The following is a 22822-nucleotide window of genomic DNA, read 5'->3' as shown; positions in this document are numbered from 1 at the left end:
CGCGTCGATGGAAATCAGTAGGGTTTCACTCAGTCCGCGTCCGGCGGCGGGACTTCCGTGTCTTCCTTGCAGGCCTTGAGCCACACGTCGTAAACCGCGTGCTCGACGGCATTGAGGCCCGGGCTTTCGGCCAGCATCCAGCCGGTGAAGATGCGGCGGATCTCACGGTCCAGCGTGATCTCGTCCACTTCCACGAAAGCGTCGGTGCGCGGCTCCTCGGTCTCCTCGGAGCTGTAGCAGACGCGCGGCGTAACCTGCAGAGCGCCAAACTGGACGGTCTCATGCATATAGACGTCGAAGGAGATGATGCGGCCGGTAATCTTGTCGATGCCGGTGAATTCGGCCACCGGGTGCTGCAAACGCTCTGCCTGCGCCGGCAGGGCGGCGAGCGTCGCCATTCCCAGTCCCAGCGCTGCAACAAGCCTGAAACCGGCTTTCTTCTTGTGGCCTGAATTCATGTGGCTCGACACCCGTCCTGTTCGCTTGTCATCCGGGATAGACCGGTGGAATCACCAAGTCCATGGGAAGGCGCACAACTAATGTTAAATTGTGGCGAGAACAGCGCGCGGCTTCAACCGCCGGGCGTCCACGCATCATAGTCGCCGGTCACGCGCGGGCGTTCCTTGCCGGTCGCAATCGATCCCTGCGGACGATAGGCGGCGGGGGTGCCCGTGAGATTCGGCTGATGCGGCTTCTGCCATTCGCGCGGCGTGTAGTTTTCGTTCACCGGCGCAACATCGACACGGTGGTGCAGCCAGCCGTGCCAGCCAGCGGGAACCAGAGACGCATCGGAAATGCCGTTATAGATTACCCAACGGCGCGTGCGCCCTTCGGAATCCTTGCCGCCTTCGTAATAGATGTTGCCGAACTCGTCTTCACCGACGCGCGTGCCCTTGCGCCACGTGTGGAAGCGGGTGCCCAGTGTCTGGCCATTCCACCAGGTGAAAAACTGAAGCAGGAACTTCTTCATGGCGTCCTCAAGTCGCTCGCTATCATCGTTCGAGATGGCTCGTGAGTTGCGTTATGGCGTCCGCATCGCCAGAAGGCAAGGCCCGTTACGGATTGCTCAAAGTTCATTTCATCGCATTCGCCGTATTACGGCTGTTTTCGGGCCGGCAAAGGGGTTTTGCCCCTCACCTGTCTCATGGCTGGAAAAGCTGAAAGCGCGGCGAGGACGTGGTTTCCGGGGACCGGATGGAGAGCGCCTTCCGCGCAGCGGTCAAAGCCCACGCCTGTCACCGGCATGAGGCCTGATGCGCGCGAATGCCGCAAGAGGGATAGCCGGCTGACAAAAGGATTCGGTCTCGAATCAGGGCCGCGCCCTGCGTCGGGGAGCCTGTCTTGCGGCCCCTTCCCTAAAGCAGTCTGCGGTAGATCAGAGCCGGGATATCGAAACCGGCGCTGCCGCAATCCTCGCTCTGGCCCATCTGCTCAAATCCCAGATGCTCATAGAAGCCACGCGCCCGGCCATTGGCCTCTTCCACTTCGAGCGTGATTTCGCGCGCCTCGGGAAAGCAGATCGCCACCTCGTCGAACAGGGCCTGACCGATGCCACGCCCCTGGCAGGCCGAACGGACGTAAAGCTGATGCAGCTTTATGGATTTGCCTTCATGCTCGGCGACGGCGAAGGCAACACCGCCGATATCGCTGCCATTGTCTGCCAGAACGAATTCCGAGTGCGGCTGTTTCAGCCGCGCCCTCAGGGCCTCGATGGCGTGCCAGGCATCGGTGATCTCATCCACACGCTCGCGGCCGTAGATCGCGTCATAGGTGTCGTGCCAGGTTTCAACGAGGAGCGCACGCACGGCCGGCAAGTCACGCTCGCCGGCCGTGCGGACAAAATAACCGCCGGCATCAATCATTGATGCCGAGCTTTTCCTTCACCAGCGCGTTGACGGCCTGCGGGTTGGCCTTGCCACCTGTGGCTTTCATCACCTGACCGACGAACCAGCCGGCCAGCGTCGGCTTGGCCTTGGCCTGCTCGACCTTTTCCGGGTTGGAGGCGATGACTTCGTCAACGGCCTTCTCGATTGCGCCGGTGTCGGTGACCTGCTTCATGCCGCGCTCATCGACGATGGCGACCGGATCGCCGCCCTCGGTGAACACGATCTCAAACAGATCCTTGGCGATCTTGCCGGAAATCGTGCCGTTCTTGATCAGGTCGATGATCGCGCCGAGCTGGTCGGGGGAAACCGGGGTCTCGTCGATCCCCTGCCCGGCCTTGTTCAGCGCGCCGAGCAGATCGTTGATGACCCAGTTGGCGGCAGCCTTGCCGTCACGTCCCTCTGCAACCTTCTCGAAGAAGTCTGCCGTAGCCTTCTCGGCAATCAGGACCGAAGCGTCATACTCGGACAGGCCGAAGGCTTCGATGAAACGCGCCTTCTTCTCATCCGGCAGCTCCGTGAGGTCGGCTGCAAGCGCATCCACATAGGCCTGATCGAATTCCAGCGGCACCAGATCCGGATCGGGGAAGTAGCGATAATCGTGCGCTTCTTCCTTGGAGCGCATGGAGCGCGTCTCACCCTTGGCCGGATCGAACAGGCGGGTCTCCTGATCGATGGAACCGCCATCCTCGAGAATCGCGATCTGGCGACGGGCTTCCGATTCGATTGCCTGACCGACAAAACGCACCGAGTTCACATTCTTGATCTCGCAGCGCGTGCCGAATTCACCGCCCGGCCGGCGCACGGACACGTTCACGTCGGCGCGCATGGAGCCTTCGTCCATGTTGCCATCGCAGGTGCCCAGATAACGCAGGATGGTGCGCAGCTTGGTCAGGAACGCCTTGGCCTCGTCCGCAGAACGGATATCGGGCTTGGAGACGATCTCCATGAGCGCGACGCCCGAGCGGTTGAGATCCACATAGGACATGGTGGGATGCTGGTCGTGCATCGATTTGCCGGCATCCTGCTCCAGATGCAGGCGCTCGATGCCCACTTCGATTTCCTCAAACGAGCCGTCCTTGGCGGGGCCGACGGATACCGTCACCTTGCCCTCGCCGACGATCGGCTGCTTGAACTGCGAAATCTGGTAGCCCTGCGGCAGGTCCGGATAAAAATAGTTCTTGCGGTCGAAGACCGAGCGCAGGTTGATCTGCGCTTTCAGGCCAAGGCCCGTGCGGATTGCCTGCTTGACGCAGACCTCGTTGATGACGGGCAGCATGCCGGGCATGGCCGCATCCACGAGGGAGACATTCGCATTGGGGGCAGCACCGAAAGTCGTCGAAGCGCCGGAGAACAGCTTTGCTTCAGACGTTACCTGGGCATGGATCTCCATGCCGACGATGATTTCCCAGTCGCCGGTAGCGCCGGAGATGAAACGCTTGGGATCGGGCGTGCGTGTATCGATGAGTGTCATGGTTTCACGGTGCCGTGCAGTCGGATGGTTCGGAATGGACTGCCGCATTCGCTAGACCAAACATACCCGCGTGGCAAGCCAAGCGCTTTATTCCGGCCACAGTTTGCGTTATGAAATGCAACATCAACGGAGTTTTTATGTCCAACTATCTTGAGGCCCGGTAGGGCCCCGAACCTGAACCAACACAGGGTCGGGGCGAGAAAACCTTGAAACCCTGCGCCATCGCAAGGCGGCGCAGCGATGTTTGCCGGCCATTTGGCCGGTGGTTTTCCCATTGGTTCGCGCCAGTGGTTTTCCAGGACTTCAAGATATGGATATTTCGCGCGCAGAGCAGCGCATCCTGCACATATTGGCGCAGGGCGGCCGGATCGTCATCGAAAAGGACGAGCAAGGCCAGATTCTCGAACTGAACTGCATCACACGTGACGGCTGGCAGTTTCCCGGCCTAGACCTGACACTGTTCAGAAAAATCAAACGCAAACGGGCAATCCAGTCGCGCAACAGCGGTCCCTACCGCATCACGCGCCGCGGCCTTCAACTGGTCCGCTCACAGCTCGATAACCGTTAAAACAAAAGAGGCTGCCGAAAGGCAGCCTCCGTCTTTTCAGGCGGTCGCGATGTAGCTGCGAATGTCTTCGGCCTCGCGCTCGACCTCCTCGATGCGCTTTTTCACGACATCGCCGATCGAGATGATGCCGGCAATCTTGCCGTTCTCTTCCACCGGCAGGTGCCGGAAACGGCCTTCGGTCATGATCTGCATGACCTCGTTGACCGTGTTCTGCTCATGGCAGCGGCGAACTTTTGCGGTCATGACCGCAGAAACTGGCTGTTCAAGCATGTCCGCGCCATCGCGCCCGATCACGCGCACAATATCGCGCTCCGACAATATACCTGCGATACGCCCGTCGGGCTCCGTCACAACGACGGCACCGATACCGCGTTCGGACAAAAGCTGGGCGGCCTCCGCCAGCCTCCTGTCCGGACCGATGGTGACCACATTGCGCCCTTTGGCGTCCAGAATGGCCTTCACCGTCATGGCAATCTCCTTCTTCTGGCAACAGGGCAATGTTGCGCCGTGAAAGAGCGCTTTGCAAGTAGACGAATGCTTATGCGCGTGGCCGGAAATCAGGAAGGGAAATGGGCCTGACGCCGCGCGGGCGGGCGATCAAAGAACTGGATGCCAAAGAAACCCAGGAGAAAACCGCCGATATGGGCTTCCCAGGCGATCTGGGGACCGTTGACCACGGTGCCGCTCATCAGGCCCGTCACCACATTGGCCACCATCCAGACGCCAAGGAACACCACGACGCTGCGCGATTTCACGACCAGGGAGACAGGAAGCACCGGCCCGGTGAAGGCCGGCTTGGGCTGACGCCGATCCACCCGGAACGCAAAGCGGGCTGCAGCCCCCATCATCGCGGAAATGGAGCCGGATGCGCCAACAAGCGGCACTGCCGAGGATGGATAGAGCAGGTAATGCAGCCCGACAGCGGCAAGCGCGCCTGCCACCCAGAACAGGACGAAACGCGCGCTTCCGATGCGGTTGGCAAGCGGAGACCCGAAGGCGGCAAGCCAGATCATGTTGACCAGAAGATGCCCCCAACTTCCATGCAGGAAGGAATAGGTGACGGGGCTGATGAAAGCGTAAGCGTCGAGCGCAAACTGCCCGCTATAGCGGATCGGCAGAAACGCGAAATGCACCATCAGCCAGACCTGCTGATCAATGCTCATCCAGAATGTCTCGATGGCAAAAATTGCAACGCAGATCAGGCCGAGGACCGTAACTGCCGGTGCCAGGTTGAACACTGGCTCCCTGCCATCACCGCCGTTCCGCTCAAACCCATTTTCGGATTCCGCTTCAGGAATCGCCCGCTCTTCATCTCTGTTCATGATTTTGCGTAGCAGACCCGCGGAAAAGAAAAAAGCCGCTCAGGATGAACCTGAACGGCCTGGTCGAGCCCCCACTCCGGCTTTCGTGTGAAAGACCGGCCCCGGCCCGTCAGTTGGAGCATCGGGCGCCCCCGCTACTCCCTCAATCATTCAGATCGTCCTTCAGGCGTCCACGTGGGCGCATGGCGATCTGGTTGATTCGGTCTTGCTAACGGCCGGACACTGCCACCGGCCCGAAACCCGCGCAATCTAAACCCTTTGTTAACCCTAACAGAGCGGCTGCGCGAACAACCCCCATCGCTTTGGCACGCATCCTGCACCCATCCACATGTCGCTATTGAAAATGCCTGCACCTGTCCGCCTATGGGACAGGCCCGGGCCGAGAGTAAGGAGCCAAGAGGCATGAAACATGATGGTTCGGTGACGTTGTTCCAATATTGGAACAGGTTGCGTGGCAACCGTCCGGCCCCCAGGCGCACGGAAGTCGAGCCGGCAGAGATCAAGACACTGCTGGCCGATACGTTCATTCTGGAACGCGATGCGCGCGGCGAAGCCGTGTTCCGCCTCGCCGGCACCCGGCTGTGCGCCACATTCGGAAAGGAACTGAAGGGCCTCTCCTTCGCCTCCCTGTGGCCGGGCCGTGATCAGGCCGTGGTCGGCAAGCTTGCGCGCAGCGTGTTCGACATGAAATCCGTGGTGGTTCTTTCCTTTGCGGGACGCAACAGGAGCGGCGATGCCGCAGCCTTCGAGCTTCTGCTTCTGCCGCTTGAAGGCGGCATGGAAAGCCCGCGCGCCATGGGCTCGCTGCTGGCCTGCCACAAGCCTTTCTGGCTTGGCGCAGAACCAATCGTGGAATGTGAAGTCACCTCGCTGCGGATCATCGACGCCGACCGCGAGCCCTCCCTCCTGAAGAACCGGCCAGCCGTCCAGGTGCCGCCACTGGTGCCGGAGCGCCGCTCCATCACCGACAGCCTCATCGAACCCGGCCAGGGCCGCCGCTTCCGCCATCTTGTGGTTTTCGACGGCGGGCGCAACGAATAGTTGCTCCTTACCGCTTATTAACGGATCAGGCGTAGTGTCTCGCTGCCCCATGGGCCAGCTGGAATCTTCAGATCGAAGGGCGCAAGACACGATGAGAGCGGCGATCAACCGATCCCCATCAGACGATGAAAGACGCAGCTTTCAGCGCGTCAAGGTGTCGATCTATGGCCGCTTCATGCTTGAGGATCGCAGCGAACACCCCTGCCGGGTGACAGACATGTCACCGGGCGACGTTTGCCTGATCGCACAGCATTCGGGCAGGCAGGGCGAGCGCGTGATTGCCTATCTCGATCATATCGGCCGCATTGAAGGCGAAGTGATCCGCGTCAACCGCGACGGTTTCGCCATGACGGTGGTTGCCTCCGAGCGCAAGCGCGACAAACTCGCAGCCCAGCTCACATGGCTTGCCAACAAGCACGAGCTGGATCTGCCGGAAGATCGCCGTCATGAGCGTATCGCACCGCGCAACCCGATCAGCGTTCTGCGCCTGCCGGACGGCCGCGAATATCGCTGCCGCATCATCGACCTGTCTCTTTCCGGCGCAGCCGTGGAGAGCGAAGTGCGGCCTGAACGCGGAACGCAGGTTCATCTTGGCACGATGCGCGGACAGGTGGTGCGCCATTTCGACGATGGCGTCGCCATCGAATTTGCAAGCATCCAGAACCGTCAGGCGCTGGAAGCAGAGTTCTCGCTGCCGACGGAAGCCTGACCGCTGCATTCGTAACAGCGGCCTAAGCGCCCATCCGCGTCGCCAGCTCTGCAAAATCCGAGACGATCACATCCCAGTCCCGTTCTGCGACAGGATCGCGTGAAGATCCGCTGCCATATTCCAGCGGACGCGCAACGAAAGCCGTCCTGAGTCCACAGGCGCTGGCGGCGGCCAGATCGCTGTTGTGTGCCGCCACCATGCAGACCTCCCCGGGCTCAAGCCCCAGAATATCGGCGGTGCGCAGATAGGCTTCCGGCGCGGGCTTGTAGGCCTGCGCGACCTCCGCGCCCAGAATGGCGTCCCACGGCAGGCCGGCGCGCTTGGCCATGTTCAGCATGAGAAGAACATTGCCATTGGAGAGCGGCGCGATGATGTAATGCGTCTTGAGGCGCGCAAGCCCCGCCAGCACATCGGGCCAGGGATCGAGCCGGTGCCATGCGCGGTTCAGCGCATCCAGTTCGTACGCGGGAACGTGCGAAGGGTCTACGCCGACATCCGGAAGGATCACTTCCAGATTTTCCCGATGCAGGACATCGAGCCGCACAAAGGGCCGCCGACCGCTTCGCACCTCCTCCATGGCCGGCTGATAACGCGCCCGCCACAAATCCGCGAATGCTGCCGGATCAACGCCCCCTGCCCCATGACGCTGCAGAAACTCTGCCGCCTCGCGCGCCACACCTGCGCGCCAGTCCACCACCGTGCCGAATACATCGAACACCAGAGCCTTCACACCATTCATGCCGCTCTCCTCTCCATCGTCGATCCGCCCGTGAAGTGCGGCGCGAACCGAGCGCCGTGACGCCTTCGAATTTCATTACAATTTTAGACAAATTTTATTCAAATATAATTCGATTTTTATATTGATTAGATCAAAATACAAATAGAATTTAGCGCGATTTATACTTCGCACTTTTGCCTGGAATAAATTCCCCTGTGTCATTGTCCTCTCAAACGGGGAGACAAGACTATGGGGCATTCAAAGAGCGCACGGCTGATCGCGGCCGCCGCACTTGCATTCGGGGCGTTCACCACGGGGGCGTTCGCCACACCCAATTTCATGAAGACCGGTGGCTTTACCAGCCAGCCGATCGGTCACTATGAACTTTGCCAGCGCGAGCCGGTAGAGTGCAACCAGACAACGGCGCGCCCGCGCCCGGTGAAGCTGACGCGCGAGATGTGGAAAGCCATGATCGACGTCAACAATGCGGTGAACTCAACGGTTCTGCCGCGCACCGACATGGAAATGTGGGGCGTGGAAGAGTACTGGTCCTACCCGACGGCCTATGGCGACTGCGAGGACTATGTTCTCGAGAAGCGCCGCCGCCTGATGGCAGCCGGCGTGCCTGCCGGCAATCTGCTGATCACGGTGGTGCGCCAGCCCAATGGCGACGGCCATGCCGTTCTGACCGTGGTCACCAATATGGGCGATTTCATTCTCGATAATCTGGAAGCCCGCGTCTCTTTGTGGGGCGATACGGATTACACCTATCTCAAGCGCCAGGCCGCTTCGCATTCGGGCAAGTGGGTCAACATCAACAACGGACAGCCCGTCGCCGTTGGCAGCGTCGCTTCGAGCCGCTGATCTTTCAACAACATGTATGGGCGCAATCCAGTGAACGCGCCCATGTCTTTCTGAACACCAACGGAGAACGCCGCGCTCCCGATCTTCGGACCGGCGGCATCCGTTGCGGGACACCCGGTCGAGTCCCCACCTCCCCGTCCCCAACGACCGGGTCAGGAGCCGGCCCACCCCATGGGTCGGCTCCACCTTTTTCGGGAACTCAGACTTCCTTCAGCTCCACAGAAAAGCGCTGACCGTTCTTCACATAGTGATCGGCAGACCAGCGGAGCCCGCGCACCGCTTCCTCATCCAGTTCACGCACGACCTTGGCAGGCGAACCGACGATCAGCGAATTATCGGGAAATTTCTTGTTCTCGGTGACGAGCGCGCCGGCCCCGACCAGGCAGTTCCTGCCGATCTCGGCACCATTGAGCACCACCGCGCCCATTCCGATCAGGCTGTTTTCGCCGATCCGGCAACCATGCAGGATCGCGCGGTGCCCGACCGTGCAGCCGCGCCCCACGACCAGCGGAAAGCCCATATCCGTGTGAAGCACGGAATGTTCCTGAATGTTGGTGTCTTCGCCGATATCGATCAGCTCATTGTCACCGCGCAGGACAGCGCCGAACCAGACACCCGCATTGCGTCCGAGCCGCACACGCCCGATCAGCGAGGCGTCCGGCGCAATCCAGTTTGTGTCCCTGTCCTCGAACTGCGGGCTCACGCCCTCCAACGCATAAATCGGCATGAAAAACTCCCGGTAGATTAAGGCGGCACACTACAACACGCGGGCGGGAATCAGAATCTGCATTTCGCCACTTCAAATCCGCCCGACAGCCAGCACCACCTCGATAACAACCACACCGGTCGCCGTCACCCATAATCCGGACGTGAAAGCCGCACCCGCCAGCGCGCCATGCCCGATCAGCCTCTGCCTGTGGCTTGCGAGCGCTTCACGCAGGAAAACGACCGGTCCCACGCACAGCATGACCGCGAGGGATCGCAAAACACGCCGACGAACGATGAAGGGCGACTGGAAGCGCACACGCCTGCCGGTCAGAAGCTCAAAGAGACTTGAAAAGAGACCGCAAAAGACAAGTCCGGCGACAAACGCCGCCCCGCAAAGCCAGATATGGACCATGTCTTTACGCTCCATTTACCATAAGAACCCAAGGTCAATACAACCTTTGAGGCAAACTTTGTGCCGATTCCCGTGTCCCGTATCGAGACACAAGCGAGGATCTGAAACTGGCGACCGAAAACGACATCAGCGCTGCCAACACATCTGCCGCCGTGCAACGAAACCGGTTTGCGCGCCGTGTGTTTCAGTTCTTTCTGCTGCTGCTGGCGCTTTCCATCGGCATCCTGTTTGTCGGCCAGTGGTATGGAGACACGCTGTCGGAAGCCGGTCACACCGCGTCCATGAAGCCGCGCGAGATCGTCATCGGCAACAATGTGCTGACATTTCCGGAAAACATGATCCGCTTCAAGGCTGCACGGCAGGATGGCGTGAGACAGCGCCTGGATGTCTATATGGTCTGGCCCGAACTCGAGGGCTATTCGCCTGACCGAAGCGATTATTTCAACCATGTGGACGGTTCGCGACGCATCCTGTTTGTGACATTCGAGGAACAGATGATGTCGCGCGACATGAGCAACCGCCTTGAACCCGTCTACCGGCAGGTGATCGAGGCGCACTCGGTTGGCGGACCGGAGAGCATTCGCTTTCACCGCTTCAAACAGGGCTCCGGCTATGAGGGCGAAGTGCTTGCGGTTTCGGCTTCAGAACCGGGGGAAGAACCTTTCGTGGCGCGTTGCCTGACAGGAACTGCGGCGCGGGAGGCGCTCGCGCCGTGCGAACGCGACATCAACCTGGGAAACCGGCTGAGCATGACCTACCGCTTTCCCGCCTCGCTGCTCGGCCAGTGGCGGCTTCTGGACAAGGACATTCGCCGGAAGGTCGCAGAGCACATCAAGACCCCGCTGTAAGCCCCCTTTGACAGAAAAAAGCCCGCATGCGACAGCGCATACGGGCTTTCGAATTCACGCCGCCGCGCCAGGGGCGCCTGCGTGCTTCTGGCCAAAACGGCTCAGAGGTCGATGTCGAGAATGGCCATCGAGAAATTGTAGGAGAGCTCTCCCTCTTCCTCATCCTTGAAGACGATGCCGAGGAACTCGTCACCAAGATAAAGCTCGCAGGAATCGTCCTTGCGCGGACGCGCCTTCACGGTCAGCGCATCATTGTTGAAGGTACGTTTGAAATACGCTTCGAGCTTTCGGATCTCTTCGGGCTTCAAGAAACATCTCCAGTGCCTGGCGCATCGTGTGAAACCGGACCGGTTTCGGGACAGCACGACGCACAGCTTCAGATTTGATGCAGACCCGCCGGATATCCGTACGAACACCCGGTAGCCCTGCTGTGATCGCGGCGCTTCTGACATGAGGCCAGCGCCACTGTAAACCCTGAAACCGGGATTTCAGCCGTAAAGCCTCTGCGGGTCAACAGACGTTTTTGCTGCGAACAGTCACCAGTCGTGATGCCGGGAAACCTCCCTGCCCTGACAAAATAGAGATGAGCTGAATGAGCGCCGCAGACGCGCTCAGGACTGACCGTGCAGGATCTGGTCCATGGAGCGGGACGGCTCGCTGCAGCCCGACTCACCAACGACACGCGCCGGCACGCCGGCAACGGTCTTGGCAGCCGGCACATCGTTCAGCACGACAGAGCCCGCCGCAACCCGTGCGCAATGGCCGACCTCGATATTGCCGAGGATCTTCGCTCCAGCGCCGATCAGCACGCCATGGCGGATTTTCGGGTGCCGGTCGCCCGTTTCCTTGCCGGTGCCGCCCAGCGTCACCGCATGCAATAAGGACACATCGTCTTCGACAACCGCCGTCTCACCGATGACCACGCCGGTTGCATGGTCGATGAAGATGCCCTTGCCCATCCGCGCACCGGGATTGATGTCCGTCTGGAAGACGGCCGACGAGCGGCTTTGCAGGTAGAGCGCGAAATCCCTGCGTCCCTCCTTCCAAAGCCAGTGTGCCAGACGATGGGTCTGGATGGCGTGGAAGCCCTTGAAATAGAGCACCGGCATCAGAAAACGGTCGCAGGCCGGATCGCGGTCGTAATAGGCCTGAATGTCCACACGCACCGTGGTGCGCCATTCAGGCTCGGCATTGAGCATGGCGTGGAAAGTCTGGCGGATCAGGTCCGCGCCCATGTCGGGATGATCGAGCCGCTCGGCGACCCGGTGCACGACCGCGCTTTCCAGATCGTCATGATTGAGGATCGTCGCATAGAGAAAGGCCGCAAGCAGCGGATCATTGGCGACAGCGGCCTCAGCCTCTTCACGGACCGCGTACCAGATCGGGTCCACCGGTTGAGGCGCGCTTTTGCCGGAACTGCGTTCACGGATAGCATTGCGAGCGTTCATCGATTTCTCCGCCAGAGGCCTAACCTTGCCTTAAAGCCAAACATACGTCAGAAGCCAAGGTAATTGAACCGCAAAAAACTGTGACAGCAGCTACAGGAAAATTGATGCATGACGGTCCAATCGCAGCAAAATGAGGCAGGTTTACGTGTTTCCCGCTCGAATGGCATCGCGACCATTCTGATCTCCCGGGAAGCAAAGATGAACGCGATGTCACAGGCCATGTGGCGATCGATGATCGATCTGGTCGGTGAACTGGAGGCCGACGACACGGTGCGCGTTCTGCTTCTGCGCGGCGCGGGCGACAATTTCTGCGCGGGCGCGGATGTTTCCGAGTTCGACACGGTGCGGCGCGATGCGGAAACCGCGCGCAGCTACGAAATGCTGAATGCCGGCGCGTTTGCAGCCATTCGCAACACGCATCTGCCGACCATTGCGGCTATCTCCGGTGTCTGCTTCGGCGGCGGCTTTGGCCTTGCTGCGGCCTGCGACCTGCGGATAGCCTCGCCCGATGCGCTCTTTTCAGTACCGGCAGCGCGGCTCGGCCTTGCCTATCCGGTGGAGGCGATGGGCGACATCGTGGCCACGGCAGGCGCACAGATGGCGCGCTACCTCACCTTTTCCGGCGCGCGGATCGATGCGGCGCGCGCCCGCGAATGCGGGTTCCTGCTGGAGGTCGTGCCTTCTGACGTGCTGATCAGCCGGGCCACGGACCTTGCAGCAACCATTGCCCGCAATGCCCCGCTTTCCATCCGCGCATCGAAGGTTTCGATTTCGGCGGCTCTGACCTGCAACACGCAGGAAGCCGAACGCGCTCAGGCGCTCGGCGACGTCACGTTCGAAAGTGCGGATTATGCGGAAGGCCGGCGCGCATTTCGCGAACGCCGGCCGCCCCATTTTGCAGGACGCTGACCGGCCTGACCGCGAAATGCTCTAGGCCGCCTCGTCGCGGCACAGGAACTTCAGGATCTCGGTTGCGAAAACATCGTTGCGGTCGCCGGCCACCATGTGCCCGGCCCCGCCGACATCCACATAGGAAGCCGCAGGCGCAAGGGAAACGAACTCCCGGGCATGCGCTTCCTGCACCAGTTCCGAACGCATGCCACGCACCAAAAGCACCGGCAGGCTCAATTGCGGCAGGCCCGCAAGCAGCTCCTGCATCAGCGCTTCCGCACCATAATTGATGCTCTCGGCCCCCTTGATGAAGGCGGGGTCCCAGTGCCAGCGATAGCGGCCATCCTCATCCTGCCGCAGATTCTTGCGCAGGCCCTCCAGCGAGCGACGCGGCGCGCGGTGCGGCAGATAGGCGGCGATTGCATCGGCAGCCTCTTCAAGCGATGCGAAGCCCTCTTCCATGCGCGCGCCCATGAAACCCTGGATCTTGTTCACCCCTTTGGGATCGAGGCGCGGCGTGATGTCGACAAGCACGAGCGCATCAAGAAGCGGCCCGTCCCGCATCTCCGCTGTCAGGGACGCCAGACCGCCAAGCGACGCGCCAACGGCTGATGGCCTGATGTGAAACTGCTCATGGACCTGACGGAAGATGGCAGCGGCATCCTCGCCATAATGGTGAAATCCGTAGCGGCCGCTTTCGACCCACGCGCTCTCGCCATGGCCGCGCTGGTCCACCGAGATGGCGCGCATGCCGCGCTCGGCAACCTCACGCGCCGTGGCATCCCAGGCGCGCCGTGTCTGCCCGCCGCCATGCAGGAAAACGACGGGCTGCCCGCCGCCATCCCAGATATCGCCGGTCAGCCTGTTGCCTTCGGCCCCGACAAAGGAAATCGCCTTACGTTCGATCAAGAGGGTGCTCCTCCAGAAACGCCAGCGCGCGCGCCTTGAATGTCCGGTCGCCCACCGCCAGCATGTGGTCCCGTCTTTCAATCGCAAATGCCGTGCCGTTAGGCAACAGATCGGCCAGCCCTTCAGGCGAACCGGCAATGTCATCGACGGTGCCAACGGCAACCAGCGTCGGCTGGGCAATCGTCGCGGCGTCTTCGGCGGTCAGGAGTTCGCGGGACGTGGCGATGCAGGCGGCGAGCGCAATGCGGTCGCTCTTTGTCTGATCGGCGAATTTGCGGAACATCTGGCCGCGCTCGGAGGTGATGCTCTCCGGATCGTCGGCAAGAAGCGCTTCGGCGATCTCGTCCCACTCTCCAACGCCGTCAATCATGCCGCGCCCAAGCCCGCCAAGGATGAGCGTGGCGACCTTCTCGGGGTGCTCAAGCGCCAAAAAAGCGGAGACGCGCGCGCCCATGGAATAGCCCATCACATGCGCCTTCCCGATGCCCAGATGATCGAGCAGAGCGGCTGCATCACCCGCCATCTTACCGGGCGTGTAATCCGCCTTGTCATGGCTCTTGGCAGATTTTCCGTGGCCGCGATTGTCGATCGCGATGACGCGGAAGCCCGCATCCCGCAGGGTCTTCACCCAGCCCGGCGCAACCCAGTTGACGAAATGCGTGGAGGCAAAGCCGTGAATGAGGAGAATGGGATCGCCCTGGCCTTCATCAATGAAAGCGAGCTCGAACCCGTCATGGAGGAAAGACTTCATTTTCCGGAAAATCGCCCTTGCTGACTATTGGGCGCCGGCGGCCTCTATGCGCGGATGGCGCAAACGGTCACCGACCTCGATCCCCGTCTTCTGCGCGGTTCCGGCGACCAGTTCAAGCACGAATTGGGATTCGACGTCCGGCGAGATGGAAGCGGTGGAGAACGGCGTGCCGGGCGCAATCGCCCGAACCGTGCCATCAGCCGCCACGAAAAGAAGATCAAGCGGCAGCGGTGTGTTCTGCATCCAGAACCCCTGACGGCCCTCTGCCGGGAAGATGAAGAGCATGCCGCGATCCTGCGGCATGGATTGACGGAACATGAGCCCACGCTGGCGCTCATGCGCCTCGTCGGCGATTTCAATGTCGAAACGCACCTCGCCCGCCGCCGTGACCGCGACAAGCGGCTCAGGATCGACCGGCAGGCGCATGGCCGATCCCTGCGCAGAAGCGACAGCGGCGAGAAAAATCAGGAAAACAGACGCGAGAAACGCCTGCAGGACACGCTGGCTCAACGAACGAAAAGCCTCAACCGGCTGGAAGGAAAAATGCGACATTGGCGGCACTCTCGTGAAAAGGGCCGCGCAATGATCAGTGCGCGGCATTCAGCGTGCCAAGATCGGGGTAGACTTCGGCAGCCATAAGGCCTTTTTCACCGCGCCCGAAGCGCACCAGCACAACCTGGCCGGGGCGCAGTTCCGTCACGCCGTAGCGGCGCAGCGTTTCCATGTGGACGAAAATATCCTCGGTCCCCTCGCCGCGGGTCAGGAAGCCGAACCCCTTGGTGCGGTTGAACCATTTGACGAGTGCACGCTCCAGACCGCTTTCCGCAGCCACCGTGACATGCGTCCGAGGCTCCTGATCCTCACTCGGGTGCACCGCAGTCGACAGGTCGATAGAAACGACCTTGAAGGCCTGAAGGCCCTTGTCGCCCTGTCGGGCGAGGCATTCGATCCGGGCGCCTTCCAGCGCCGTCTGGAAGCCGTCCTTGCGCAGGCAGGTTACGTGAAGTAGCACATCTCCATGCTCTTCGTCGTCCGGGAGGATAAAGCCATAGCCCTTCGCCACGTCAAACCACTTGATCGCGCCGGTGATCTCCACCAGCTCAATGGCTTCCGTAGCGTCATCCGCCGTTGGCGCCGTACCGCCAGCCTCGTACCTCTTGGTTGTCGAGGACTTGTCGTCCATCCCATCAAGCCTTTTTTTCAAGTCCGCCCGACTCACTGTGTAGTTCGAAGATAGCATTTGCGCTTTGTGGCATAGCAAGACCCAGTTTCTGATTTTCAACAACAGGTGAAAACAACTGGATTTGAAGGTCTTCGGCAGTGCGGCACAATTGGTTAACGTGCAACATTGCCGGATGGCGCGGGTAGGATGCCCGTACCGCATACGTAAACCAGCAAGCGAGAGGAAACATGCGCTACCTGCACACGATGGTCCGTATCAAGGATATCGACGCATCGCTCGACTTCTACTGCAACAAGCTCGGCCTCACCGAAGTGCGCCGTTCCGAGAGCGAAAAGGGCCGCTACACGCTGGTGTTCCTCTCCGCTCCCGCCGACGGCGCGCGCGCTGCCGACGAGCACGCTCCATTGCTGGAGCTGACCTATAACTGGGATCCGGAAGATTATGATGGCGGGCGCAATTTCGGCCACCTCGCCTATGAGGTCGACGACATTTACGCCCTGTGCGACAGCCTGATGAAGGCCGGCGTCACCATCAACCGCCCGCCGCGCGATGGCCGCATGGCCTTCGTGCGCTCGCCCGACGGCATCTCCATCGAACTGCTGCAGAAAGGCGGTGCGAAGGAGCCGATGGAGCCCTGGGCTTCCATGGAAAACACGGGCAGCTGGTAAAATCTGCAAACGCGCCGTGCGTCATCTAGGACGCACGGCGTATTTGCCTGTCGATGCGGCCATGCTACCAGCATGAGAACCGTTTATCGCCTTTGGGGGAGACAAGCATGAAAGAGGTTCTTCTCGAGCTGGAACGCCGCCGCGCCGCTGCGCGTGAAGGCGGAGGCCAAAGGCGCATCGACGCCCAGCACGCCAAGGGCAAGCTGACGGCGCGCGAGCGCATCGAGGCGTTCCTCGATGAAGGCTCTTTTGAAGAATTCGACATGTTCGTCGAGCACCGCTCCACAGATTTCGGCATGGAAAAGAGCCGCATCTCGGGTGATGGCGTGGTGACCGGCTGGGGCACGGTCAACGGCCGCACGGTTTTCGTTTTCGCCAAGGATTTCACCGTGTTCGGCGGGTCTCTTTCAGAGGCGCATGCGGAGAAAGTGGTCAAGGTTCAGGAGATGGCCCTGAAGAATCGCGCACCCATCATCGGCTTCTACGATGCCGGCGGCGCGCGCATCCAGGAGGGCGTGGCGGCACTCGGCGGCTATGCCGAGATCTTCCAGCGCAATGTGCTCGCCTCCGGCGTCATTCCGCAGATTTCTGTCATCATGGGCCCATGCGCCGGCGGTGACGTCTACTCCCCCGCCATGACCGATTTCATCTTCATGGTGCGCGATACGTCCTACATGTTCGTGACCGGTCCGGACGTGGTGAAGACCGTGACCAACGAGACCGTGACGGCAGAAGAGCTCGGTGGCGCATCGGTGCATACGGTCAAGTCGTCCATCGCCGACGGCGCTTATGACAATGATGTGGAGGCGCTCTTGCAGATGCGCCGCCTGATTGACTTCCTGCCCACATCGAACACGGCGGAACTGCCGGAAGTGGAGTGCTTCCAGTCGGTGACCGAGGCGGATCATTCGCTCGACCGGCTGGTGCCCGACAATGCGAACAAGCCCTATGACATTCGCGAACTCATTCTGAAGACCTGCGACGAGGCGGATTTCTTCGAGATTCAGGCGTCCTTCGCCAAAAACATCGTCACCGGCTTCGGGCGTGTCGAGGGCCGCACGGTGGGCTTTGTGGCAAACCAGCCCATGGTGCTGGCGGGCGTTCTCGATTCCGACGCTTCGCGCAAGGCTGCCCGCTTCGTGCGCTTTTGCGACTGCTTCAACATCCCGATCGTCACCTTCGTCGATGTTCCAGGCTTCCTGCCCGGCACCGCGCAGGAATATGGCGGTCTGATCAAACACGGCGCGAAGCTGCTCTTCGCCTATGCGGAGGCCACGGTGCCGAAGATCACCGTCATCACCCGCAAGGCCTTTGGTGGCGCTTATGACGTGATGGCGTCAAAACATCTGCGCGGCGACATCAACTATGCCTGGCCTTCCGCGCAGATCGCGGTGATGGGCGCAAAGGGCGCGGTCGAGATCATCTTCCGCAAGGACATCGACGATCCCGAAAAAATCGCGGCGCACACGAAGATGTATGAGGATCGCTTTCTCTCCCCCTTCGTGGCCGCCGAGCGGGGCTATGTGGACGAAGTCATCATGCCCCACTCGACCAGGCAGCGCATCGCCCGCGCGCTCAGAATGCTGCGCAACAAGGACCTCCAGAACCCCTGGAAGAAGCACGACAACATCCCGCTTTAGGCGGTGCAGCACGGTCCTTTCAGAATGCGCGGGGCGGCACGAACAGGCAGATGGTGCGGCTGTTTTCCTGACCGGCCATCGAACACCAGTGGAACACGCCATCCGGCGAGTTGCGCACGCGCCTGTCGGTGTAAGGCAGAACCTCGCCTGTCACCTTGATGACATAGCCTTCCGGGCCTTCGGTCACCGCTGCATCGGAGACGGTGCGGCAGTCCCGGTCCGAGCAACAGGCATAGGGGTAGCGCCATCCGGTCGGAGCCTCATGGGGCTCGGCAGGATACGGGCACATGATGAAAGTGATCAGGGCAAATGCACCGGCCAGTGACCGGCCATAGTGGGTGGATCCAGAGTTGAACATCGTCACCTCCTTGGGCTCCTCCCGGCAATCAGTGTTCGCCCCTTTCGTTAACGGGCGATTAACCACGCCCGATCCGGCCATGGGGCCTGACTGAACTTCAACGACTTGTCGTTGAATTCATGTGTGGTTTTCGTCGCAAGATCGCGAAAGTGGATCACGTAGTCGTTGACAATCGTGGCCTGCCGTTGTGGTCTGCCCAACCGAACGAATGCCGCGAAACGGTGGCCTTTACTCGCAGGATACACGCATACCATGCCGAAAACCGATATCGCGCGACGCGTTTACAACCACGCCTGGAAGGTAGACCCGATCTGCCGCAGCCTGCTGGACACGGATTTCTACAAGCTGCTCATGCTGCAGATGATCTGGGGCCTCTATCCGAAGGTCGACGCGACGTTCTCGCTGATCAACCGCAACAAGACGGTTCTTCTGGCAGACGAGATCGATGAGGGCGAGCTGCGCGAACAGCTGGACCATGCGCGCGCCATCCGCTTCACCAAGAAGGAGATGATCTGGCTCGCCGGCAACACGTTCTACGGCCACAAGCAGATCTTCCAGCCGGAATTCCTCAAATGGCTGGCCGATTTCCGGCTCCCGGAATACGAACTCACCCGCCGCGACGGGCAGTATGAACTGCATTTCCATGGCCGCTGGATGGAAACCACCATGTGGGAAATCCCGGCGCTGACCATCATCAACGAGCTGCGCTCGCGCGCGGCCATGCGTTCGCTTGGCCCCTTCGCGCTGGATGTGCTTTACGCCCGCGCAAAGGCCAAGGTGTGGTCCAAGGTGGAGCGGCTGAAAAAGCTGCCGGAAATCAAGATTTCCGATTTCGGCACACGCCGCCGCCATTCGTTCCTCTGGCAGCGCTGGTGCGTGGAAGCCCTGAAAGAGGGGATCGGCGATTCCTTCACCGGCACATCCAACGTGCTTCTGGCGATGGACACGGATCTGGAAGCGCTCGGCACCAATGCGCATGAACTGCCCATGGTTCTGGCCGCACTTGCCAAGACCGACAGGGAACTTCTGGAATCCCCCTACCGGGTGCTGGAAGACTGGCAGAGCTATTATGGCGGCAATCTTCTGATCGTCCTGCCGGATGCCTTCGGCACCGAATCCTTCCTGCGCAACGCACCGCCATGGGTGGCCGACTGGACCGGCTTCCGCCCCGACAGCGCACCGCCCATCGAAGGCGGCGAGCGCATCATGGAATTCTGGCGCAGACACGGAAAAGACCCGCGCGACAAGCTCCTGATCTTCTCCGACGGTCTCGACGTCGAGACCATCGAGGCGGCTTACCACCACTTCCAGGGCAAGGTTCGCATGGCCTTTGGCTGGGGAACCAACCTGACCAATGATTTCGAGGACTGCGCCCCTACGGAAATCAACGGGCTGAAGGCGATTTCCGTGGTCTGCAAGGTGAGCGAGGCCAATGGCCGGCCCGCCGTCAAACTGTCGGACAACCCGGAAAAGGCAACCGGCGATCCAGCAGAGATCCAGCGCTACATCGATCTGTTCGGCACGCAGAACCGTGTGAGGCGCACGGTTTCGGTCTAGGGTCAGGAATTTCAGAGCCTGAGACAAGAAAAAGGGGTGACGGCACATTGCCAGTCACCCCTTCTTTTTTGATTGAGCCGAAACGGGCCGGTCTCAGCCTTCCTCCAGCATCTCCTTGACCACCGTTGCAAGCTGCTTGAGCGAGAAGGGCTTGGGCAGGAAGCCGAACTGCGCATCTTCCGGCAGGTTCTTCGCAAAGGCGTCTTCGGCATAACCGGAGACGAAGATGAACTTGATGTCCGGCTGCACCTTTCGCAGTTCGCCGAGCAGCGTGGGACCGTCCATCTCCGGCATAACCACGTCGGAAACGACGATATCCACCTTGCCGTCGAGCTCGTTGAAGATCTCCAGCGCTTCCGCGCCGGAACTCGCCTCATGCACCTCGTAGCCGCGCGAGGAGAGCGCGCGCACGCTGCCCATGCGCACGGCATCCTCGTCTTCAACCAGGAGCACCCGCGCTGAGCCGGAGAGATCGCGGTTTTCTTCCTTTGGCTTGGCGGCGCCATTTTCAGCTGCAGCATTTGCCTCCTCGGCCGCCTTCTCCGCCTCGCTTGGAATGTAACGCGGCAGGAAGATGCGGAAGGTCGTGCCCTCGCCCAGCTCGGAATCGCAGAAGATGAAACCGCCGGTCTGTTTGACGATGCCATAGACCATGGAGAGGCCGAGACCGGTTCCCTTGCCCACTTCCTTGGTCGTGAAGAACGGCTCGAAGATCTTGCGGATCGTCTCGGGATCAATGCCCGTGCCGGTGTCGGAAACTTCGACGGCCACATAATCTGCGACTGCCAGCTCGCGATAGGGGAACTGCGCGCATTCATCGGCCGAGATATTGCGCGTGCGCACCGTCAGCTGCCCGCCCTCGGGCATGGCGTCGCGTGCGTTCACCGTCAGGTTGACGATGACCTGCTCGAACTGGCCGATATCGGCCTTGACCGGCCACAGGTCGCGTCCGTGCTCGATGGAAAGCGACACCTCGTTGCCGACCAGACGCGCCAGAAGCATGCGCAGATCCGCCAGCACGTCGGTCAGGTTCAGCACTTCCGGGCGAAGCGTCTGGCGACGCGAGAAAGCCAGAAGCTGGCGCACCAGCGATGCGGCGCGGTTGGCGTTCTGCTTGATGTTCATGATGTCCGGGAAAGACGGATCGGACGGGCGATGATTGGTCAGCAACAGGTCCGAAGCCATGATGATGGCGGTGAGCACATTGTTGAAGTCGTGCGCGATGCCGCCGGCAAGCTGGCCCACGGCCTGCATCTTCTGGCTCTGCGCCATCTGCGCTTCGAGCGCCTTCTGCTCGGTGGTCTCCACGGCATAGACGATGGCCGCTTCCTCGGCCCCTTCTGCACCATCATGATCGACGACGGGATTGACGTAGAAGCGCACATGCCGCTCGGCATCATCGGGCAGAACGGTGTCGATGGGGGCAATCTCGGCCTGCCTGTGCTTCGCCCGTTCCAGAGCGTTGGCAAAGGCCTCACGGTCATTCTCGTGAATGACGGCATCGAGACGCACCTGGCGTTCCATCGCATCGCTGTCGACCACCTGGGAGAACAGCGAGAGGAACGGCGCATTGGTGCGCAGAATGCGCCCGTCATGGTCGACCGAGGCAATGGCCATCGGCGTCGAATTGAAGAAGCGGGTGAAGCGAACCTCGGAAGCGCGCAGATCCGCAGAGGCGTCCTCGCCCACCTGCCGGTTGAGCACGATGGTGCGGGTCGGACCGGAAGAACCTTCGCGGCTTGCCATGACACGATGCATGAAGCGCACCGGCAGAACCTCGCCGCCCATCGTGGAGAGATCGAGATCGATCACCGCATTGCGTGCGGTTCCCGGATCGGCCTTCACAGCGTTGACCAGCGCCATGCCGTCGCCGGCAACGATCTGCGGCAGACGAACCGCGCCGGGCACGAAATTGGCGAGATCGATGCCCAGCCATTCGGCGAGCGTCGCGTTGATATAGGTGACGCGGCCATCAGGGTCGGCAGCGAAGAAGCCTGCCGGCGCGTGATCGAGATGATCGATAGCCTTCTGGAGATCGAGGAAGAAGCGTTCCTGCTCGGCGCGCTCCTCGGAAATGTCGGCAATCTGCCAGGCGGAGACCGGCTGACGGTATCCCGGCAGTTTGAAAATACGCGCCCAGGTGCGGTACCAGCGCGCGCCCAGTTCACCGCCCGGACGGATCGAACGGGTCAGACGGAACTCGCCATCCCCTGCCCGGCCATCGCGCAGACCGGCGGCGAGCTTCTCGATCACCGGCGCGGCTTCGGGATTGTCTGAAAGCAGACCATCGACCGTCTTCACGTCGGCAACTGATGTCGCACCGGTCATTTGGGCATAAGCATTGTTTGCGTAGAGGATGCGGCCCTTGGTGTCTGCAACCACGAGGCCCTCCTCCATGGAATCAACAAAGGCCCTGGAGAGTTCACTGCCTGCCGAACGCGGCGCGACCTGCACGAAGCCGATCGCCGTTGCGAACAGGAATCCCACCCCGATCATCGCCAGAACGCCCAGAAGTCCCAGCAGGAACGGGTCGCCCAGCCGGTCGCGGAACACGGAGAAGGCAACCGCAGACAGCGTCAGTACGACAATGAAGATGATTAGCCGCGTTATGGCACCGGGTCGCGAACTCTGGTCGACGATCGGTGCTGCGTGGATTTCTCCCCCGGTCTGCTTGGCCATGCGTTTCCCGTTTATCGCGCCCAATTCCCGCCGGCTTCCACGCGAACCCGACCCATTCGGGATATATCAGGGCTCCCGCCATCTGCAAGCGCACACGTGTAATCGAAACGCAAATCGCCTTTCTTTGCCCGAAATGTTCTGTTGAATGGCCACAGTTTTGCTGGCGGCTTGCTGCCATGGCGTGACACGCA

General features: G+C 61.0%; 26 protein-coding genes. 9 read left to right on the top strand and 17 right to left on the bottom strand.

The window, feature by feature from the left end; translation table 11 throughout:
• Positions 1 to 29: 29 nt before the first annotated feature.
• The 4 genes from NDI72_RS14725 to gatB all read right to left on the bottom strand — a co-directional run bounded on the left by NDI72_RS14725 (position 30) and on the right by gatB (position 3357).
• The gene (locus NDI72_RS14725) at positions 30 to 458 is read right to left on the bottom strand and encodes a DUF2155 domain-containing protein (protein WP_206547493.1); all 429 of its coding nucleotides are present in this window, start codon (positions 456 to 458) and stop codon (positions 30 to 32) included.
• 113 nt (positions 459 to 571) lie between these two features.
• Positions 572 to 970, bottom strand: a complete 399-nt coding sequence (locus tag NDI72_RS14720) for an NADH:ubiquinone oxidoreductase subunit NDUFA12 (protein WP_113155334.1) — start codon at positions 968 to 970, stop codon at positions 572 to 574.
• Between the two features lie 385 nt (positions 971 to 1355).
• The gene (locus NDI72_RS14715; protein WP_283800815.1) at positions 1356 to 1862 is read right to left on the bottom strand and encodes a GNAT family N-acetyltransferase; all 507 of its coding nucleotides are present in this window, start codon (positions 1860 to 1862) and stop codon (positions 1356 to 1358) included.
• Positions 1855 to 3357 carry an Asp-tRNA(Asn)/Glu-tRNA(Gln) amidotransferase subunit GatB gene (gatB, locus tag NDI72_RS14710; RefSeq protein WP_206552391.1) on the bottom strand — a complete coding sequence of 501 codons (1503 nt, stop codon included), beginning with the start codon at positions 3355 to 3357 and terminating at the stop codon, positions 1855 to 1857. Before gatB ends, NDI72_RS14715 begins: the two co-directional genes overlap by 8 nt.
• Before the next feature lie 310 nt (positions 3358 to 3667).
• Here gatB and NDI72_RS14705 point away from each other — a divergent pair, with 310 nt between their 5' ends.
• A complete protein-coding gene (locus NDI72_RS14705) occupies positions 3668 to 3925 on the top strand; it encodes a YjhX family toxin (protein WP_113155337.1) in 258 nt (85 codons plus the stop codon).
• 36 nt (positions 3926 to 3961) lie between these two features.
• Here NDI72_RS14705 and NDI72_RS14700 read toward each other — a convergent pair whose 3' ends face one another.
• Both NDI72_RS14700 and NDI72_RS14695 read right to left on the bottom strand, forming a co-directional pair.
• Entirely contained in the window at positions 3962 to 4393 is a 432-nt protein-coding gene (locus NDI72_RS14700; protein WP_113155338.1) for a CBS domain-containing protein, read from the bottom strand.
• A gap of 89 nt (positions 4394 to 4482) precedes the next feature.
• Positions 4483 to 5163, bottom strand: a complete 681-nt coding sequence (locus NDI72_RS14695; RefSeq protein ID WP_349632276.1) for a rhomboid family intramembrane serine protease — start codon at positions 5161 to 5163, stop codon at positions 4483 to 4485.
• Positions 5164 to 5649: 486 nt separating this feature from the next.
• On the opposite strand from NDI72_RS14695, the gene NDI72_RS14690 reads away from it, so the two are divergent.
• Together NDI72_RS14690 and NDI72_RS14685 are read left to right on the top strand one after the other, a co-directional pair.
• Complete coding sequence (locus NDI72_RS14690; RefSeq protein ID WP_113155340.1) at positions 5650 to 6288, top strand: PAS domain-containing protein; 639 nt, start codon at positions 5650 to 5652, stop codon at positions 6286 to 6288.
• A 91-nt stretch (positions 6289 to 6379) separates the two neighbouring features.
• Positions 6380 to 6997 carry a PilZ domain-containing protein gene (locus NDI72_RS14685; RefSeq protein WP_113155341.1) on the top strand — a complete coding sequence of 206 codons (618 nt, stop codon included), beginning with the start codon at positions 6380 to 6382 and terminating at the stop codon, positions 6995 to 6997.
• A 22-nt stretch (positions 6998 to 7019) separates the two neighbouring features.
• On the opposite strand, the gene NDI72_RS14680 is transcribed toward NDI72_RS14685, so the two are convergent.
• Positions 7020 to 7736 carry a haloacid dehalogenase type II gene (locus NDI72_RS14680; protein WP_283800813.1) on the bottom strand — a complete coding sequence of 239 codons (717 nt, stop codon included), beginning with the start codon at positions 7734 to 7736 and terminating at the stop codon, positions 7020 to 7022.
• Between the two features lie 228 nt (positions 7737 to 7964).
• Here NDI72_RS14680 and NDI72_RS14675 point away from each other — a divergent pair, with 228 nt between their 5' ends.
• Positions 7965 to 8579, top strand: coding sequence for a transglutaminase-like cysteine peptidase (locus NDI72_RS14675; RefSeq protein ID WP_113155342.1), 615 nt, complete (start codon positions 7965 to 7967; stop codon positions 8577 to 8579).
• A gap of 199 nt (positions 8580 to 8778) precedes the next feature.
• Here NDI72_RS14675 and NDI72_RS14670 read toward each other — a convergent pair whose 3' ends face one another.
• Positions 8779 to 9306, bottom strand: a complete 528-nt coding sequence (locus NDI72_RS14670) for a gamma carbonic anhydrase family protein (RefSeq protein WP_283800812.1) — start codon at positions 9304 to 9306, stop codon at positions 8779 to 8781.
• Between the two features lie 72 nt (positions 9307 to 9378).
• Positions 9379 to 9699, bottom strand: a complete 321-nt coding sequence (locus tag NDI72_RS14665) for a DUF6949 family protein (RefSeq protein WP_283800811.1) — start codon at positions 9697 to 9699, stop codon at positions 9379 to 9381.
• 179 nt (positions 9700 to 9878) lie between these two features.
• Between NDI72_RS14665 and NDI72_RS14660 the strand changes: the two genes are divergently transcribed.
• Positions 9879 to 10547: a hypothetical protein gene (locus NDI72_RS14660; RefSeq protein ID WP_283800810.1), complete on the top strand. Its 669-nt coding sequence runs from the start codon at positions 9879 to 9881 to the stop codon at positions 10545 to 10547.
• A 101-nt stretch (positions 10548 to 10648) separates the two neighbouring features.
• On the opposite strand, the gene NDI72_RS14655 is transcribed toward NDI72_RS14660, so the two are convergent.
• Both NDI72_RS14655 and cysE read right to left on the bottom strand, forming a co-directional pair.
• Positions 10649 to 10855, bottom strand: a complete 207-nt coding sequence (locus NDI72_RS14655; RefSeq protein WP_113155346.1) for a DUF3126 family protein — start codon at positions 10853 to 10855, stop codon at positions 10649 to 10651.
• A gap of 303 nt (positions 10856 to 11158) precedes the next feature.
• A complete protein-coding gene (gene cysE, locus NDI72_RS14650) occupies positions 11159 to 11995 on the bottom strand; it encodes a serine O-acetyltransferase (RefSeq protein WP_113155347.1) in 837 nt (278 codons plus the stop codon).
• 108 nt (positions 11996 to 12103) lie between these two features.
• Here cysE and NDI72_RS14645 point away from each other — a divergent pair, with 108 nt between their 5' ends.
• Entirely contained in the window at positions 12104 to 12904 is an 801-nt protein-coding gene (locus NDI72_RS14645) for an enoyl-CoA hydratase/isomerase family protein (protein ID WP_283800809.1), read from the top strand.
• 21 nt (positions 12905 to 12925) lie between these two features.
• Here the strand turns inward: NDI72_RS14645 and NDI72_RS14640 are convergent, their stop codons facing one another.
• From NDI72_RS14640 to NDI72_RS14625, 4 genes are read right to left on the bottom strand one after another with little or no spacing between them, the layout of a single operon-like run.
• Complete coding sequence (locus tag NDI72_RS14640; RefSeq protein WP_283800808.1) at positions 12926 to 13795, bottom strand: alpha/beta fold hydrolase; 870 nt, start codon at positions 13793 to 13795, stop codon at positions 12926 to 12928.
• A complete protein-coding gene (locus NDI72_RS14635) occupies positions 13782 to 14546 on the bottom strand; it encodes an alpha/beta fold hydrolase (protein WP_283800807.1) in 765 nt (254 codons plus the stop codon). Before NDI72_RS14635 ends, NDI72_RS14640 begins: the two co-directional genes overlap by 14 nt.
• A 24-nt stretch (positions 14547 to 14570) precedes the next feature.
• On the bottom strand, positions 14571 to 15098 hold the full coding sequence (locus NDI72_RS14630; protein WP_206546282.1) for a DUF192 domain-containing protein: 528 nt from the start codon (positions 15096 to 15098) through the stop codon (positions 14571 to 14573).
• Between the two features lie 34 nt (positions 15099 to 15132).
• Positions 15133 to 15729, bottom strand: a complete 597-nt coding sequence (locus NDI72_RS14625) for a cold-shock protein (RefSeq protein ID WP_113155352.1) — start codon at positions 15727 to 15729, stop codon at positions 15133 to 15135.
• Between the two features lie 227 nt (positions 15730 to 15956).
• Between NDI72_RS14625 and NDI72_RS14620 the strand changes: the two genes are divergently transcribed.
• Both NDI72_RS14620 and NDI72_RS14615 read left to right on the top strand, forming a co-directional pair.
• Complete coding sequence (locus tag NDI72_RS14620) at positions 15957 to 16397, top strand: VOC family protein (RefSeq protein ID WP_113155353.1); 441 nt, start codon at positions 15957 to 15959, stop codon at positions 16395 to 16397.
• A 107-nt stretch (positions 16398 to 16504) separates the two neighbouring features.
• The gene (locus tag NDI72_RS14615) at positions 16505 to 18037 is read left to right on the top strand and encodes an acyl-CoA carboxylase subunit beta (RefSeq protein WP_206546283.1); all 1533 of its coding nucleotides are present in this window, start codon (positions 16505 to 16507) and stop codon (positions 18035 to 18037) included.
• 19 nt (positions 18038 to 18056) lie between these two features.
• Here the strand turns inward: NDI72_RS14615 and NDI72_RS14610 are convergent, their stop codons facing one another.
• Complete coding sequence (locus NDI72_RS14610) at positions 18057 to 18326, bottom strand: hypothetical protein (RefSeq protein WP_206552785.1); 270 nt, start codon at positions 18324 to 18326, stop codon at positions 18057 to 18059.
• 321 nt (positions 18327 to 18647) lie between these two features.
• On the opposite strand from NDI72_RS14610, the gene pncB reads away from it, so the two are divergent.
• Entirely contained in the window at positions 18648 to 19952 is a 1305-nt protein-coding gene (pncB, locus tag NDI72_RS14605; RefSeq protein ID WP_113155355.1) for a nicotinate phosphoribosyltransferase, read from the top strand.
• A gap of 93 nt (positions 19953 to 20045) precedes the next feature.
• Here pncB and cckA read toward each other — a convergent pair whose 3' ends face one another.
• Positions 20046 to 22631 (bottom strand): cell cycle histidine kinase CckA, encoded by a 2586-nt coding sequence (gene cckA, locus NDI72_RS14600; protein ID WP_113155356.1) that lies wholly within the window; start codon positions 22629 to 22631, stop codon positions 20046 to 20048.
• Positions 22632 to 22822: the final 191 nt, after the last annotated feature.

Source organism: Nitratireductor sp. GZWM139 (assembly GCF_030068685.1).
Taxonomy (GTDB): Bacteria; Pseudomonadota; Alphaproteobacteria; order Rhizobiales; family Rhizobiaceae; genus Nitratireductor; species Nitratireductor aquimarinus.
The sequence above is the reverse complement of the archived record's forward strand: the minus strand, read 5'-3'. Positions and strand labels throughout refer to the sequence as shown.

Excerpts from the sequence above, each read along its gene's own strand:
- NDI72_RS14685 (WP_113155341.1), top strand. The coding sequence starts at position 6,380 with ATGAGAGCGGCGATCAACCGATCCCCATCAGACGATGAAAGACGCAGC.
- NDI72_RS14610 (WP_206552785.1), bottom strand. The coding sequence starts at position 18,326 with ATGTGCCCGTATCCTGCCGAGCCCCATGAGGCTCCGACCGGATGGCGC.
- NDI72_RS14725 (WP_206547493.1), bottom strand. The coding sequence starts at position 458 with ATGAATTCAGGCCACAAGAAGAAAGCCGGTTTCAGGCTTGTTGCAGCG.
- NDI72_RS14665 (WP_283800811.1), bottom strand. The coding sequence starts at position 9,699 with ATGGTCCATATCTGGCTTTGCGGGGCGGCGTTTGTCGCCGGACTTGTC.
- pncB (WP_113155355.1), top strand. The coding sequence starts at position 18,648 with ATGCCGAAAACCGATATCGCGCGACGCGTTTACAACCACGCCTGGAAG.
- NDI72_RS14630 (WP_206546282.1), bottom strand. The coding sequence starts at position 15,098 with ATGTCGCATTTTTCCTTCCAGCCGGTTGAGGCTTTTCGTTCGTTGAGC.
- gatB (WP_206552391.1), bottom strand. The coding sequence starts at position 3,357 with ATGACACTCATCGATACACGCACGCCCGATCCCAAGCGTTTCATCTCC.
- NDI72_RS14670 (WP_283800812.1), bottom strand. The coding sequence starts at position 9,306 with ATGCCGATTTATGCGTTGGAGGGCGTGAGCCCGCAGTTCGAGGACAGG.
- NDI72_RS14645 (WP_283800809.1), top strand. The coding sequence starts at position 12,104 with ATGACGGTCCAATCGCAGCAAAATGAGGCAGGTTTACGTGTTTCCCGC.
- cysE (WP_113155347.1), bottom strand. The coding sequence starts at position 11,995 with ATGAACGCTCGCAATGCTATCCGTGAACGCAGTTCCGGCAAAAGCGCG.
- NDI72_RS14690 (WP_113155340.1), top strand. The coding sequence starts at position 5,650 with ATGAAACATGATGGTTCGGTGACGTTGTTCCAATATTGGAACAGGTTG.
- NDI72_RS14675 (WP_113155342.1), top strand. The coding sequence starts at position 7,965 with ATGGGGCATTCAAAGAGCGCACGGCTGATCGCGGCCGCCGCACTTGCA.
- NDI72_RS14700 (WP_113155338.1), bottom strand. The coding sequence starts at position 4,393 with ATGACGGTGAAGGCCATTCTGGACGCCAAAGGGCGCAATGTGGTCACC.
- NDI72_RS14705 (WP_113155337.1), top strand. The coding sequence starts at position 3,668 with ATGGATATTTCGCGCGCAGAGCAGCGCATCCTGCACATATTGGCGCAG.
- NDI72_RS14635 (WP_283800807.1), bottom strand. The coding sequence starts at position 14,546 with ATGAAGTCTTTCCTCCATGACGGGTTCGAGCTCGCTTTCATTGATGAA.
- NDI72_RS14715 (WP_283800815.1), bottom strand. The coding sequence starts at position 1,862 with ATGATTGATGCCGGCGGTTATTTTGTCCGCACGGCCGGCGAGCGTGAC.
- NDI72_RS14615 (WP_206546283.1), top strand. The coding sequence starts at position 16,505 with ATGAAAGAGGTTCTTCTCGAGCTGGAACGCCGCCGCGCCGCTGCGCGT.
- cckA (WP_113155356.1), bottom strand. The coding sequence starts at position 22,631 with ATGGCCAAGCAGACCGGGGGAGAAATCCACGCAGCACCGATCGTCGAC.
- NDI72_RS14625 (WP_113155352.1), bottom strand. The coding sequence starts at position 15,729 with ATGGACGACAAGTCCTCGACAACCAAGAGGTACGAGGCTGGCGGTACG.
- NDI72_RS14620 (WP_113155353.1), top strand. The coding sequence starts at position 15,957 with ATGCGCTACCTGCACACGATGGTCCGTATCAAGGATATCGACGCATCG.
- NDI72_RS14720 (WP_113155334.1), bottom strand. The coding sequence starts at position 970 with ATGAAGAAGTTCCTGCTTCAGTTTTTCACCTGGTGGAATGGCCAGACA.
- NDI72_RS14680 (WP_283800813.1), bottom strand. The coding sequence starts at position 7,736 with ATGAATGGTGTGAAGGCTCTGGTGTTCGATGTATTCGGCACGGTGGTG.